This window comes from Marinactinospora endophytica (assembly GCF_054780875.1).
This window is the reverse complement of sequence record NZ_BAAGVM010000017.1, coordinates 71,134-84,953: the sequence shown is the minus strand read 5'-3', so window position 1 is coordinate 84,953 and position 13,820 is coordinate 71,134. Positions and strand designations below refer to the sequence as shown.

Sequence of the window (13,820 nt, the reverse complement as noted above, 5' to 3'; positions counted from 1 at the left end):
TCGCAACGTGCACCTCCTCATTGAGGAGGCCGCCGAGCTGGTGTGGCAGCCGTCCTCCGGGACGGCTGAGGATCGCAACCGGTGGACCACCGCCCTGTACAACCTGGACCTGGGGGTGGCAGCCGTCCTCCGGGACGGCTGAGGATCGCAACGCCACCTTGGGGATCGGCTACCTGACCCCACCAACTGTGGCAGCCGTCCTCCGGGACGGCTGAGGATCGCAACCCAGTCTGATCTCCGGGCCACCGTGTTCCAGGGGTGTGGCAGCCGTCCTCCGGGACGGCTGAGGATCGCAACTTGGGGGTGGGTGCCCGGTATTGGCAGTATCACCGCGTGGCAGCCGTCCTCCGGGACGGCTGAGGATCGCAACATGGCCACGATCGGGAGGCCGTCTCGGACCGCGTCGTGGCAGTCGCCCTCCGGGGGGCGTGGGGGATCGTGAGCACCGAACTTCTAATCCGGTGGTCGTGGGTTCGAGGTGGCAGCCGCCCCTCTGAAGTGGCTGGGGGCCGCGACGACCGCGTACAGCCTCGTCCCGGAGGTGTCTGGGAAAGGGGCGGCGCCCTGGGGATGGATCCCGGGCGCCCGCGCGTCCGCCCGGGGTGAGGGGCGTGGTGGCTGCGGGGCGTCTCCGGAGCGGCACAGGGACACGCGGGGGACGAACACGGGGCCGGTGGGGACGAAACGGGTGTCGGGAACGGGGAACCCCAGGCCGGGGCCGCGCTGGAGTGAGGTTGACCTGGGGTTTCGGGGCGCACCCGGCAGGATTCGAACCTGCGACCATCGGATTAGAAGTCCGGTGCTCTATCCACTGAGCTACGGGTGCCTGATTCAATTGTGGACCGTCGGCGGGGGGCGTCGTGGACCTGGGTCCGGCGGTGTTCCCCGCTGCTTGGTGATGCTACGGCCGACAGGGGAGAGCCGGTCGGCTCTCTCATGTCCTCAAGGGGTCATCTTAGGGTATTCGGCAGATGTCACCCATGGCCGGGCGAAATAGTAACAACTACGGCCATTCGTAGTCGCGCCTCGTTAGCGTGTGGTATCCGCCAAAACGGTGGCTATCGGCTCGGGGAACACGTTACCGCTGATCAATGGTCGGCGCGGCGCAGGCCGTGGGTGTTTCGCCATCCCACGGGGGCGCGCGCGAGCACGGGACTTCTCCGGGCGGAGGGCCCTCCAGGAGGGAACGCGTGGGTCACCAGGTGAACCACTGGCCGCAGGTCAGCATGGCGATCCAGGTGAGCAGAACGATCATGAGGCCTCTCCCTAACGAGCCCGGCAGGGTGCGGGAGGGAAACGCGTGTGCCGATTTCGTACATGTGTGTTCACCGAAAGCGGATAGTGCTGGCTCGCCCTCGTGCCCGCCCGACCGGAGGGGGACGACCGGCGCACTACGGTTGAGCCCGTGAAGAACAGACGCCGGCGACGACGATCCGGTTCCAGCGCGCTCGGCCTGATCGGTGGCGTGGTGCTGGACCGGGTGCTTCCCGACCCCCGCCGCGGCCACCCGGTCGCCCTGTTCGGCGCCGCGGCCGCGGCCCTGGAGCGTCGCGTGTACGCCCCGAAGCGGGCCCGGGGCGCCGTCTTCGCGCTCCTGGCCGTCGCCCCGGCGGCCGCGCTCGGGGCGCTCGCCGAACACGGCGCCGGCCCTCGTCGCGAGGCCGCCGTCACCGCGGCCGCCACCTGGGCGGTCCTCGGAGGCAGCATGCTGCGGCGCGAGGCCGCCCTGATGGCCGACGCCCTGGAGGCCGGCGACCTCGACGCGGCCCGCCGGAGGCTGCCGCACCTGTGCGGACGCGACCCCGACGGGCTGGACGCCAAGGACCTGGCCAGGGCGACGGTCGAGTCCGTGGCGGAGAACACCTCCGACGCCGTCGTGGCGCCGCTCCTGTGGGGGGCCCTGCTCGGGGTGCCCGGACTGCTCGGCTACCGGGCGATCAACACGCTCGACGCGATGGTCGGGCACAGGTCGGAGCGGTACGAGCGCTTCGGATGGGCCGGCGCGCGCCTGGACGACGTCGCCAACTGGGCGCCGGCCCGGCTGACGGCGCTGCTCACGGCCGCCGCCGCCCCCGTGGTCGGTGGCGGAGTGGCGCGGGCCTGGCGGACCCGCCGGGCCTACGGCCACCGGCACCCCAGCCCGAACTCGGGCCAGTGCGAGGCCGCGTTCGCGGGCGCCCTGGGCCTGCGCCTGGGCGGGACGAACGTCTACGGGCAGCGGGTCGAGCACCGCCCGGAGCTGGGCGACGGCCGCCCTCCCGAGGTGGGCGACATCCGCCGGGCCATCCGGCTGGCCGGGGCCGTCGACACCGCGGCGGCGGTCACCGCGGCGCTCCTCGCCCTCGCCCTCTCCCGCCGCTTCGGGCGGGATCGCGGGTGAGATCGGGCGGGCGCGTCCCGCACTGATGTCCAGACCACCGGACATGCCGGGACCGCCCGGCTATATCGTGTTCTGGGCGTCCCGCCGGGCCGGTGGGACGATCCCACCACGCCCCTGACCCGCGAACGAGGAACGACGTGAACCGCGCCACCAACGACGGCGACGCCCCGGCGCTGCTGATCGCCGGAACGACCTCCGACGCGGGCAAGAGCGTCATCACCGCAGGGGTGTGCCGGTGGCTGGCGCGTCAGGGCGTCAAGGTCGCCCCGTTCAAGGCGCAGAACATGTCGCTGAACTCGGTGGTCACCCCCGACGGGGCCGAGATCGGCAGGGCGCAGGCCATGCAGGCCGCCGCCTGCGGAATCGAGCCGAGCGCGGCGATGAACCCGGTGCTGCTCAAGCCCGGAGGCAACCGCAGCAGCCAGGTCGTCGTCCGGGGAAGGCCGATCGGCGAGGCCGACGCGGTGAGCTACCAGGACTACAAGGAACGGTTGCGCGGGATCGCGGTGGAGGCGCTGGCGGAACTGCGCTCCTCCCACGACGTGGTGATCTGCGAGGGCGCCGGCAGCCCGGCCGAGATCAACCTGCGCGCCGGGGACATCGCCAACATGGGACTGGCCCGCGCCGCCGGCCTGCCCGTCCTCGTCGTGGGCGACATCGATCGGGGCGGGGTCTTCGCCGCGCTGCACGGGACGCTGGCGTTGCTGGAGCCGGAGGACCAGGCGCTGGTCGCCGGCTTCCTCATCAACAAGTTCCGCGGCGCGCCCGAGCTCCTGGAGCCCGGCCTGGACATGCTGCGCGGGCTCACCGGACGTCCGGTCATGGGGGTGCTGCCGTGGCTGGACGGACTGTGGCTCGACGTCGAGGACTCCCTGGGGCTCGGCGCCGACCGCGGCGCGCCACGTCCTCCGGTGGGCTCCCAGACGCTGCGCGTGGCGGTGGTCCGGCTTCCGCGCATCAGCAACTTCACCGACATCGACGCGCTGAGCGTCGAACCGGGGGTGGACGTCCGCTTCGTGACCGCGCCGCACGAGCTCGCGGACGCGGACCTGGTGATCCTCCCGGGCAGCCGGGCCACCGTGGCCGACCTGTCCTGGCTGCGCGAGCGCGGATTGGCCGACGTGATCGCGCGCCGTGCCGCGCAGGGCCGCCCCGTCCTGGGGATCTGCGGCGGCTACCAGATGCTGGCACGCGCCATTCACGACGATGTGGAGTCGGGAGCGGGAGAGGTGGCGGGCCTGGGCCTGCTGCCGGCCCGCGTGGTGTTCGCGGCGGACAAGACCCTGGGCCGCCCCGTGGGCGCCGCCTACGGCGAACGGGTGAGCGCCTATGAGATCCACCACGGGGTGATCTCCGTCGACCATGAGACGGAGGCGGAGCCGTTCCTCGACGGGTGCCGCCTGGGAGCGGTGTGGGGGACGACCTGGCACGGGGCCCTGGAGAACGACGGCTTCCGGCGTGCCTTCCTCGCCGATGTCGCCGGGCGGGCCGGCCGGGCCTTCGTCTGCGCGCCGGACACCGACTTCGCCGCGGAGCGCGCGGCGAGGTTGGACGCGCTCGGCGATCTGGTCGAGCAGAACGTCGACACGGACGCCCTGTGGCGGTTGATCGAGACGGGGGCGCCGGCGGGACTGCCCGTTGTGCCTCCCGCGGGGCCGCGCTGGGGGGCGTGAGGGGCGGGGCGCACGGGACCGGAGAAAACGCTGGCGTTTTCGTGACCGTGGGATTACAGTTGGTGATCGTAAGCGGTCAGTGTGAGAATCGCGTGGGCACCCGCCTGCTGTGGTGGGCGTGGTGTGTACGAGGACGATGTGGATCTCCCCACGGAACGAGACAACCGCCTAAGCCGCCTCCGGTTTCCGCCGGCGGCGAAGCACTCTTCCCAATGGAGGCTTTAGGTGAGCACCGTCATGTCCGCGGAGTCGTCCCCTCTCACGGGCGAGGTGGCGTCCGGTCACCGCGTCACCCTGTTCCTCGACCCCGTGACCCGGGCCGAGGTCGAAAAGGCCGTGGGCGAGGGGGACATCTCCTCCCACCTGGCCGCCCTTGTCGGTCGCTACGTCCGTTGGAACGAGACCAGGGAGTGGCTGAGCGCGCTCGAGAGCGCCTACGGAAAGCTTCCGCCTGAGGCGCTGGAACGGCTCTATCGTCAGATGCTGGGTCTTCCGCGGTCTGCCGGATCCGAGGGCAGGTCACTGACCATCACGCTGGACGCCGAGGAGTTCGCGGCGCTGGACGCCCAGGCGGGAGACCGTCCCATGGCGTCCTACGCGCGTGAGGTCCTCTTGGACCACATCACCGGATCGGCCGGGCAGGATGGTGGCACCGGCCCATCCGATGATTCCGGAAGGGGCGCGGTGGCCGGCTAGGTCGCCTGCCGGTTCTCCGCCCGCGGAGAACCAGGAGGTGGCCACCGGTTCGGCGCTCCGGGTGTGGCTGCGGGAGCCGATTCCCCTCGTCGGCTCCCGCGGTCACCCAACGTCCGCCCAGCGGGTCAGTCGGCGGAGAGGAGGGCGTCTCCCTCCCGGATGAACCCTTCCTGCACCATCCAGTCACGGGCCACGTAGACGGGTTCCTGGCCTTCCTCGTCGACCCGGGCGTTGAGCCGGGTGATCGTCTCGTTGTCGAGTTTCTCGGCGATCGGCGCGAAGATCTCTTCCAGTTGCGGGTACTTCGCGGCGAACTCCTCCTTCACCGTGATCGCGGGGTTGTAGATCGGGAACGCCTTCCGGTCGTCCTCCAGCATCTCCAGGCCGAGCACGTCGATCCTGCCGTCGGTGGAGTAGGCCGAACCGAGTGTGCACGCACCGTCGCTGACCGCCGGGTAGACGACCCCGGCCGACATCACCTCGGCACTGCTCGGGAACTCCTCCTCGGGCAGGTCGTAGTCACGACGCAGCGCGGTCAGTCCGTCATCACGGTTGAAGAACTCGGTGTCCATGCACAGGGAGCGTTCCTCCTGCGGAATGTTGGCGATGTCGGAGATCCCCGACAGGTCGTACTTCTGCGCGGTCTCCGGGGTCACCACGATCGCGTAGGTGTTGTTCATCGGTGCTGGAGGATCGAACCAGACCATGCCGTTCTCACGCCGGTCCAGGTCGCGAATACGCTCGAACTGCTCACGGGAGTCCGGGATCACCTCGTCCTGTCCCTCATAGACCAGCCAGGCGGTGCCGGTGTACTCCCACATCAGGTCGTTCTCGCCGATCAGCATGGACCGCCGGGCGTTGTCGCTGCCCTGGATGTTGGTCTGGTCGATCACCTCGAAGCCCGCGGCGTCCAGCGCGAGAACGGCGATCTTGCCCAGGATGAGCTGTTCGGTGAGTTCCTTGGAGGTCACCCGGACCTCCTCGCCCTCCAGCTCGGGGTGGTGGGGGATCGATCCCGGCTCGATCGGGGGGATGTATCCCGAAGCCGATTGCAGGCCGCAGCCCGAGGTCACGAGCGCCAGGCTCAGGCCCGCGGCGACGGCGGAACGAAGACGAACCGACATCACAGTCCCTTCGGTTGCGCGAGCTTGGTCACGACCCCGGCGGCCCAGTCGACCAGCAACGCCAGGAGCGCGATGAGGATCGAGCCGACGACCAGCACGAGCGTCCGGCTGGTGTTGACACCCGACACCACCAGCTCGCCGAGCCCTCCGGCGCTGATGAAGGCGGCCAGACCGGCGACGCCCACGTTGAGCACGAGGGTGGTGCGGATCCCGGCGAGGATCACCGGCGCGGCGAGCGGCAGTTCGACCTTGACCAGCACACGCCAGGCGGGCATGCCGATTCCCCGCGCGGCGTCGATGAGCGCCGGATCCACCTGCCGTAGGCCCACCATGGTGTTCCGCAGGGCGGGCAGCACGCTGTAGATGACCAGCGCGGTGATCGCCGGCCAGAACCCGACCCCGACGCCGATGGCCAGGAGGACGATCACCCCTACGGGGGGCGCCGCCTGGCCCACGTTGGCGATGGCCAGGACCAGGGGCGTCGACCAGCGCATCCACCGTCGGCTCACCAGGATGCCCAGGGGCAGGGCGATGGCGAGCACCAGGGCGGTCGAGACCGTGGTGATGGCCACGTGCTCCCAGGTCTTGGTCCAGATGTAGTCGAGCGCCAGCGACCGCGCCTCGGTGGAGTCCAGGTCGGCGTTTCGCACGTAGACGATGGTGAGGAGGCCGAGGAGAACGATGGAGACGGGAGTGAGCAGGATCCGCAGTCCGGCGCCGAGCGGTGCCGACGCCTCCTGGGCCGCTGAGCGGCTCTGCTCGGCGGAGGTGACGCTCATGCCGTATCACCGCCGTCGCGCCCTGTGGCGTCGGGGACCACCGCGGCGGGTGCCGGCTCGGCCGCCACCGAGACCGCCGACTGTCCGGCCGCGACACGTTCGCGACGCAACCGCCGCTCCCGTTCCTTGATCTCGGCGATCGCCTGCTGGACGGTCGCCAACGTCACCACGCCGGTGTAGTGGCGGCGCTTGCCGACGACCGGGACGAGTTCCTGTTCGGCGTTGAGCAGCGCCTCGACCGCCTCCTGGAGTGTCGAGCGGCCGGAGATGACAGTGTCGATCCGGTCCTCCTCACCTCCGGGAAGTTCGCCGACCGGTCCGCTCGCGCCTTCCAGGGCCGCCGCGCTCACCCAGCGCAGGGGGCGCTGGCGTTCGTCCAACACGATCGCGCAGTCACCGCCCTCCTCGGCCATCCGCCGGCGGAGGTCGGCGGCGTCGTCGGTGGCGCGGGCCCGTACGGCCTGTTCCAGCGCGACGTCGGAGACCCGGGTCAGTTTCAGCAGCCTCATCGACGACTCCCCGCCGATGAACTGCTCGACGTAGGATCCCGCGGGGTTGGTCAGGATCTCCTCGGCCGTCGCGTACTGCACGATGCGCGACCCCTTGTCGAGGATCGCGATGCGGTCGCCGAGCTTCAACGCCTCGTCGACATCGTGTGTCACGAACACGATGGTCTTGGACAGCTCCTCCTGGAGGCGCAGGAGTTCGTCTTGGAGGCTTTCCCTGGTGATCGGGTCGAGGGCGCCGAACGGCTCGTCCATGAGGAGCACCGGCGGATCGGCGGCGAGCGCGCGGGCCACCCCCACACGTTGCTGCTGACCGCCCGACAGCTGCCGGGGGTAACGGTCGCGGTACTGGACGGGGTCCAGGCCGACGAGTTCCAGGAGCTCGTCGACCCGTGCCCGGATGCGCTGACGGTCCCAGCCCAGCATCTGGGGGACCTGCGCGATGTTCGCGGCGACGGTCATGTGCGGGAAGAGACCGGCCTGTTGGATGACGTAGCCGATATGGCGCCGCAACTCGTCGGGTTTCTGCGCGCGGGCGTCCAGCCCGCCGATCAGGATGCGCCCGGACGTCGGTTCGATCAGCCGGTTGATCATGCGCATGGTGGTGGTCTTGCCGCAGCCGGACGGGCCGAGGAAGACGACGATCTCCCCGGCGGGGATCGTCATGGTCAGATCGTCCACCGCGGCGTCGGGGGAGCCCCCGTAGCGTTTGGAGACGGAGATGAGCTCGATGGGGACCCCGCGGGCACCGCCGTTCTCGGAGACGAGCTCGGCCAGGGACGGGGATGGGGTGGTCTCAGGCATGGGTGCGGATTCCTCGCGAGGTGGTGAGCTTGCCGATGAGGACGAAGACGGCGTCGAAGAGCAGCGCCAGGAGGACGATGCCCACGGTCCCCACGAGCGTGGCGTTGAGCGCGTTCGCCGCCCCCAGGCGGGCCAGTCCGGAGAAGATCTGCTCACCCAGGCCGGGACCCGACACGAACGCGGCGATCGCGCCGATCCCCATGGCGAGCTGGGTGGAGACACGCAGCCCGGTCAGGATCACCGGCCAGGCCAGCGGCAGGCGGACGCGCACCAGGACCCGGGTCCTGCTCATGCCGATCCCGCGGGCGGCGTCCACCAGGGCGGGATCGACACCGTTGAGTCCGACGATCGTGTTGCGCAGGATCGGCAACAGCGCGTAGAGCACGATGGCGATGACGCTGGGGGCGACTCCCAGGCCGAAGGGGCCGATGAGAAGGCCCAGCATGGCCAGCGACGGGATGGTGAAGACGACGCTGGTCGCCCCGGTGGCGATGGCCGCGACGCGTTCGTTGCGGTGGACGACGACGCCCAGGCCGACACCGACCACCGCCGCGACCAGGACGCACTGGGCGATCATGCTCGCGTGCTGAAGGGCCTGGAAGGCCAGCATGTCGGAACGGCCGGCGATGTACTCCCAGAGGGTCACTGTAGGGCCGCCTCCCGGGACCGGGAGGGGACAAGGACAAGGGGTTCGATCATGGGCCGCTTCTTAGCCAGCCATGCGGAGACTACTCACCTATCGGGCCATGGTGACTATTCCGTTGCCGTGCGCATGCGAAAGCGTGACCTGGGAGGCGGGGTCGACATGCGGCCCGGAACGGGTGCGCGGGCCCCGTTCCCCGCCGCGGACCGCGGGGCGTCACGCCGACCGCGCGAGCGTCCGAACGTAGTCGAACCATCCCGGATCGCGCCCCGGGCCGGGGCACGCCTGGCCGTTGTGGACGGTCACCATCGTGCTTCCGCCGACCGCCCGCTCCTCGACCAGCAGCAGGAACAGGATGAAGAAGCACGCGAGGAAGCCCCCAATGATCGCGAGCACCAGCGCCCACGTGGCCGTCCTCTCCTCCTGGCCGCTCATGTCGTCGCCGGACCAGATGCCGCTACGCAGGGGGGAGGGAGCCGGAAGGAGTGAGCACCTCCGTCAAGGTCACCGTGATGTCCCCGATACCGCCACGGGCCGGTGCGGAGCGTGGAACGCGAGCTCGCCGTAATGCCGTGCGGCCTCGTCGTAGGAGGCGGCATGGTGGCCGGCAGAGCCGAGGGGAGCCGCCGGGGTGGCGGGGAGGCTCACGCTCGGCGATCCTCGCGAATCCGCGGAGGCGACGCCGATGTTCCCGGACATCGATCCGGACACGCCCCCACCGCCCCCCTCTGCCATGATGAGGCGACGACGCGAAGGAACACGGTGCGAATCCGTGGCTGTCCCGCAACTGTGAGGGGGAGCCGCCCCGAGACGACGCCACTGCCGCGACACGGTGGGAAGGCGGGGGCCGGTGCCCGAACCCGAGCCAGGAGACTTCGCGACGTCACGCACGAGTTTCCGTCAAGGGGCGAGGACCCCGACAGGAAGAAGGACCCGCGTGGCAACCATCCTGCTGCTCTCCACCGCCGACACCGAACTGCTCGCCGCCCGCGCCGCCGACTGCGGATACCGGACCGCCAACCCCGCTCGGACCGCCCCCGCGGAGCTGCCCGCGCTGCTGGAGGGAGCCGACATCGCCGTGGTGCGCCTGCTGGGGGGCCGCGAGGCGTGGGCGGAGGGCCTGGAGGTCCTCCGTTCCTCGGGTGTCCCGGTCGTCGCCCTTGGCGGCGAGGCCGCTCCCGACGCCGAGATGATCCGGCTCTCCACCGTCCCGGTCGGCGTGGCCACCGACGCCCACGGCTATCTGCGGGAGGGCGGGGTCGGCAACCTCCGTGAGCTCGCCCGTTTCCTCTCCGACACCGTCCTGCTCACCGGCGAGGGCTTCGAACCGCCGCAGCGCATGCCCGAGTTCGGTGTCCACGGCGACCGGGAGCAACGCGACGACCGGCCCACCGTGGCCGTCGTCTTCTACCGCGCGCACGAGCTGTCGGGCAACACCGCCTTCGTCGACGTCCTGTGCGACGCGGTCGAGGCCGCGGGGGCCAACGCGCTTCCGGTGTTCTCGGGGTCGTTGCGGGGACTGTCCCGGACGACCACCCCCGGGCTCTTCGACCTGCTCGCCCGCGCGGACGCGATCGTGACGACCGTGCTCGCCGCGGGCGGGGCGGTGGCCGCCGACGCCTCCGGGGGCGGGGACGAGGACGCCTGGGACGCGGGCGCGCTCGCGGAGCTGGACGTGCCCGTCCTCCAAGGGCTGGTCCTCACCTCCAGCCGTGACTCCTGGCAGGGGTCCGACGCCGCGCTCACCCCCATGGACGCCGGCATGCAGGTGGCCATCCCCGAGTTCGACGGCCGGCTGATCACGGTTCCGTTCTCGTTCAAGGAGGCCGATCCCGCCAGCGGAATCCCGGTCTACGTCGCCGACCCCGAGCGGTGCGCGCGGGTGGCGGGGATCGCGGTGCGCCACGCCCGGCTGCGGTCGGTCCCCCACGGGGAGCGGCGCCTGGCGGTGGTCCTGTCGTCCTATCCGACCAAGCACTCCCGCGTGGGCAACGCGGTCGGACTGGACACCCCGGCCTCGGCGGTGCGGTTGCTGCGCGAGCTCGCCGCCCAGGGGTACGACCTCGGCACGGACGATGCGCTGTGGCGTCGCCCCGCACCCGAGGAGGGGCGCCGCGAGGACGACGGGGACCCCCTCATCCACGCGCTGATCGCCGCGGGCGGTCACGACGTGGAGTGGTTGACCGAGGAACAGCTCGCCGGCGCGACGGCCCGGGTCCCCCTGGAGGACTACCGCCGCTGGTTCGACGCGCTGCCCGTCGAGCTGCGTGAGCGTATCCGCCAGCACTGGGGGGAGCCCCCGGGCGAGCTCTACGTCGACGACTCCTCCGGACGGCCCGAGATCGTGCTGGCCTCGCTGCGTTTCGGCAACGTCGTACTGATGATCCAGCCGCCGCGCGGGTTCGGGGAGAACCCGATCGCGATCTACCACGATCCCGACCTTCCGCCGTCGCACCACTACCTGGCCGCCTACCGGTGGCTCGAGACCCCGCGCGACGCCGGCGGGTTCGGCGCCGACGCGGTGGTCCATCTCGGCAAGCACGGAACCTTGGAGTGGCTGCCGGGCAAGGGGCTGGGGCTGGCCGCGGAGGACGCGCCCGACGCCGTTCTCGGCGATCTTCCGCTGGTCTACCCGTTCATCGTCAACGACCCGGGAGAGGGCACCCAGGCCAAGCGGCGCGGCCACGCCACGGTCGTCGACCACCTCGTCCCGCCCATGGCGCGTGCCGACACCTACGGCGACATCGCCCGACTGGAGCAGCTGCTCGACGAGTACGCCCTGGTCGGTGACCTGGACCCGGACAAGGCGCCCACGTTGCGGGCGCAGATCTGGACGCTGATCAAGGCCGCCGAACTCCACCATGACCTGCACACCGAGGAGATGCCGGCCGAGGACGAGTTCGACGACTTCGTCATGCACGTCGACGGTTACCTGTGCGAGATCAAGGACGTGCAGATCCGCGACGGATTGCACGTCCTCGGTGAGGCGCCCCAGGGGGAGGCGCGGGTCAACCTCGTCATGGCGGTGTTGCGGGCCTCGCAGGTGTGGGCCAACCAGATGGGGGCCCTGCCGGGGCTGCGCGCGGTGCTCGCCGCCGAGTTCGGGTTGGCGGAGAAGGCGCTGCTCGCCGAGCCGGGGGCGGCGGTCACCGTCCCCGAGGCGCTGACCTCCCTGGTCGAGGGGCCGGCCCGCACCGGCTCCGACGCGATCGATCTCATCGACACGTTGGCCCGGCGCATGGTCGAGCGGATGGAGGAGATCGGGTGGGCGGCCGGCAAGACCGACGCCGTGGTCGGCGAGACGCTGGGGCGGCCCCTGCCCGAGGCGAGCCGGGTGCTGGCGTTCGCGGCCGAGGAGGTCGTGCCCCGGCTCGCCGCCACACGCGACGAGATCGGCGCGGTCCTGCACGCCCTCGACGGAGGACACGTGCCCGCCGGGCCTTCGGGGTCGCCCACGCGCGGTCTGGTCAACGTGCTCCCCACCGGCCGCAACTTCTACTCGGTGGACCCCAAGGCCATTCCCTCGCGCAACTCCTGGGAGGTCGGTCGCGCGCTCGCCGACTCACTGATCCAGCGCCATCTCGACGACACCGGCACCTATCCCGACTCGGTCGGTCTGACCGTGTGGGGCACCGCGGCGATGCGGACCCAGGGGGACGACATCGCCGAGGTGATGTGGCTGCTGGGGGTGGAGCCCACCTGGGACGACGCCTCACGCCGGGTCACCGGATTCGAGGTGGTGCCCCTTGAGGAGCTCGGCCGGCCGCGCATCGACGTCACGCTGCGGATCTCCGGGTTCTTCCGTGACGCCTTCCCCCACGTCATCGGGATGATCGACGACGCGATCAGAACGGTCGCCGAGCTGGAGGAGCCGCCGGAGGACAACCGGCCGCGCGCCCACGCGCTCGCCGACCACGCCGAGCACGGCGACTGGCGTCGCGCCACGACGCGGATCTTCGGCTCCAAGCCGGGCGCCTACGGGGCGGGACTCCTTCCGTTGATCGACGCCCGTAACTGGCGTGACGACGCCGATCTGGCCGAGGTGTACGCGGTGTGGGGCGGTTACGCCTACGGGCGGGGGCTGGACGGGCGGGAGGCGCGCGCGGACATGGAGGCCTCCTTCCGGCGGATCTCGGTGGCGGCGAAGAACCAGGACACCCGCGAGCACGACATCGTCGACTCCGACGACTACTTCCAGTACCACGGCGGCATGGTCGCGATGGTCCGCAGGCTGACGGGGACGAACCCGGCCGCCTACGTGGGGGATTCGGCGCTCCCCGACCAGGTCCGCACGCGCACCCTGGGGGAGGAGACCCGGCGGGTGTTCCGCGCGCGGGTGGTCAACCCCCGCTGGGTCGAGGCGATGCGCCGGCACGGGTACAAAGGGGCGTTCGAACTGGCCGCGACGGTGGACTACCTGTTCGGCTACGACGCGACGGCCGGGGTCGTCGACGACTGGATGTACGAGAGCCTGGCGAAGACCTACGTCTTCGACCCGGTCAACCGGGAGTTCCTGGAACGCTCGAACCCGTGGGCGCTGCGGGGCATGACCGAACGTCTCCTGGAGGCGGCCGAGCGCAGGTTGTGGGAGCGGCCGGACGAGGCGACCCTGGAGCGTCTCCGCGAGATCTACCTGCGGATCGAGGGCGACCTGGAGGACGGCGCGTAGTCGCCGGCGTCGCGCGGAAGGGGCGCGCCGTCTCGTGCCGGCCGGGAGGGCGCGCCCCTTGCGGCCGGCCGCCGCGTCGGGGTCGGCGCGCTCCCGGGAGCCGCCGGCCGTGGGGTCCGCCTCGCCCGCTCTTCGGGGACGGCCGGCCTGTCGAGGGCCGGCCACATCGGCCCCGGCGCGTGCGGTGCTCCGTCCGCGATGGCCGTCCCGGCAGGGCGATGCCGTTCGGTGGGACATGGTCGGCCGGCCAGGAGCCGGTGGACCACACGGCGCTGTACCGGCGGCAGGGCGTCCGCTTTCGGTGTCGGGGTGGGGCGGCAGGAGGTCGGAGAGGTCGCGTAGGACCGCGGTGGGCCGGGAACGGGCCGTGCGGGAACCGTCCCCGCAGGGCCGTGTGCTCCTCGACCGCGTGGAGCGGGCGCGCCACCCTCGGGTGGTCGTGTTCCAGATCGTCGGCCTGGGGCCACGGCGCGTCGGGCGGGGGAGCGGGCGGTGTCCGGTGGTGGCCGCCCACCATGTGGCGGCAGCGCGGGCGGTCCACGCGCG

Annotated in this window: 9 protein-coding genes, 1 tRNA gene, 1 CRISPR repeat array and 1 riboswitch (1 of these 12 running past the window's edge); of the genes, 4 read left to right on the top strand and 6 right to left on the bottom strand. The window is 71.4% G+C overall.

The window, feature by feature from the left end; translation table 11 throughout:
* Positions 1–370: a CRISPR direct-repeat array (repeat unit 37 nt; unit sequence GTGGCAGCCGTCCTCCGGGACGGCTGAGGATCGCAAC); it reaches 1,336 nt to the left of the window's first position.
* Between the two features lie 383 nt (positions 371–753).
* Positions 754–826, bottom strand: a tRNA-Arg gene (locus tag ACYVHU_RS24805).
* 579 nt (positions 827–1,405) lie between these two features.
* Between ACYVHU_RS24805 and ACYVHU_RS24800 the strand changes: the two genes are divergently transcribed.
* From ACYVHU_RS24800 to ACYVHU_RS24790, 3 genes are all read left to right on the top strand, one after another.
* Positions 1,406–2,380 carry a cobalamin biosynthesis protein gene (locus ACYVHU_RS24800; protein ID WP_078763830.1) on the top strand — a complete coding sequence of 325 codons (975 nt, stop codon included), beginning with the start codon at positions 1,406–1,408 and terminating at the stop codon, positions 2,378–2,380.
* A 137-nt stretch (positions 2,381–2,517) separates the two neighbouring features.
* Positions 2,518–4,053, top strand: a complete 1,536-nt coding sequence (locus tag ACYVHU_RS24795) for a cobyric acid synthase (RefSeq protein ID WP_078763831.1) — start codon at positions 2,518–2,520, stop codon at positions 4,051–4,053.
* Between the two features lie 225 nt (positions 4,054–4,278).
* On the top strand, positions 4,279–4,749 hold the full coding sequence (locus ACYVHU_RS24790; RefSeq protein WP_078763832.1) for a hypothetical protein: 471 nt from the start codon (positions 4,279–4,281) through the stop codon (positions 4,747–4,749).
* A 125-nt stretch (positions 4,750–4,874) separates the two neighbouring features.
* Here the strand turns inward: ACYVHU_RS24790 and ACYVHU_RS24785 are convergent, their stop codons facing one another.
* From ACYVHU_RS24785 to ACYVHU_RS24765, 5 genes are all read right to left on the bottom strand, one after another.
* Positions 4,875–5,873: a glycine betaine ABC transporter substrate-binding protein gene (locus ACYVHU_RS24785; protein ID WP_078763833.1), complete on the bottom strand. Its 999-nt coding sequence runs from the start codon at positions 5,871–5,873 to the stop codon at positions 4,875–4,877.
* Complete coding sequence (locus ACYVHU_RS24780) at positions 5,873–6,652, bottom strand: ABC transporter permease (RefSeq protein WP_078763834.1); 780 nt, start codon at positions 6,650–6,652, stop codon at positions 5,873–5,875. Before ACYVHU_RS24780 ends, ACYVHU_RS24785 begins: the two co-directional genes overlap by 1 nt.
* Entirely contained in the window at positions 6,649–7,962 is a 1,314-nt protein-coding gene (locus tag ACYVHU_RS24775; RefSeq protein ID WP_078763835.1) for an ABC transporter ATP-binding protein, read from the bottom strand. Before ACYVHU_RS24775 ends, ACYVHU_RS24780 begins: the two co-directional genes overlap by 4 nt.
* The gene (locus ACYVHU_RS24770; protein ID WP_200813761.1) at positions 7,955–8,608 is read right to left on the bottom strand and encodes an ABC transporter permease; all 654 of its coding nucleotides are present in this window, start codon (positions 8,606–8,608) and stop codon (positions 7,955–7,957) included. The genes ACYVHU_RS24775 and ACYVHU_RS24770 overlap by 8 nt, the downstream gene beginning before the upstream one ends.
* A 213-nt stretch (positions 8,609–8,821) precedes the next feature.
* Entirely contained in the window at positions 8,822–9,040 is a 219-nt protein-coding gene (locus ACYVHU_RS24765; protein WP_078763836.1) for a hypothetical protein, read from the bottom strand.
* Positions 9,041–9,357: 317 nt separating this feature from the next.
* Positions 9,358–9,481: riboswitch (cobalamin riboswitch) on the top strand.
* Positions 9,482–9,542: 61 nt separating this feature from the next.
* Between ACYVHU_RS24765 and cobN the strand changes: the two genes are divergently transcribed.
* Positions 9,543–13,274 carry a cobaltochelatase subunit CobN gene (cobN, locus tag ACYVHU_RS24760; RefSeq protein ID WP_078763837.1) on the top strand — a complete coding sequence of 1,244 codons (3,732 nt, stop codon included), beginning with the start codon at positions 9,543–9,545 and terminating at the stop codon, positions 13,272–13,274.
* The last annotated feature ends 546 nt before the right edge of the window (positions 13,275–13,820 follow it).

Coding starts and splice junctions, on each gene's coding strand:
- ACYVHU_RS24785 (WP_078763833.1), bottom strand. CDS start 5,873: ATGTCGGTTCGTCTTCGTTCCGCCGTCGCCGCGGGCCTGAGCCTGGCG.
- ACYVHU_RS24780 (WP_078763834.1), bottom strand. CDS start 6,652: ATGAGCGTCACCTCCGCCGAGCAGAGCCGCTCAGCGGCCCAGGAGGCG.
- ACYVHU_RS24775 (WP_078763835.1), bottom strand. CDS start 7,962: ATGCCTGAGACCACCCCATCCCCGTCCCTGGCCGAGCTCGTCTCCGAG.
- ACYVHU_RS24765 (WP_078763836.1), bottom strand. CDS start 9,040: ATGAGCGGCCAGGAGGAGAGGACGGCCACGTGGGCGCTGGTGCTCGCG.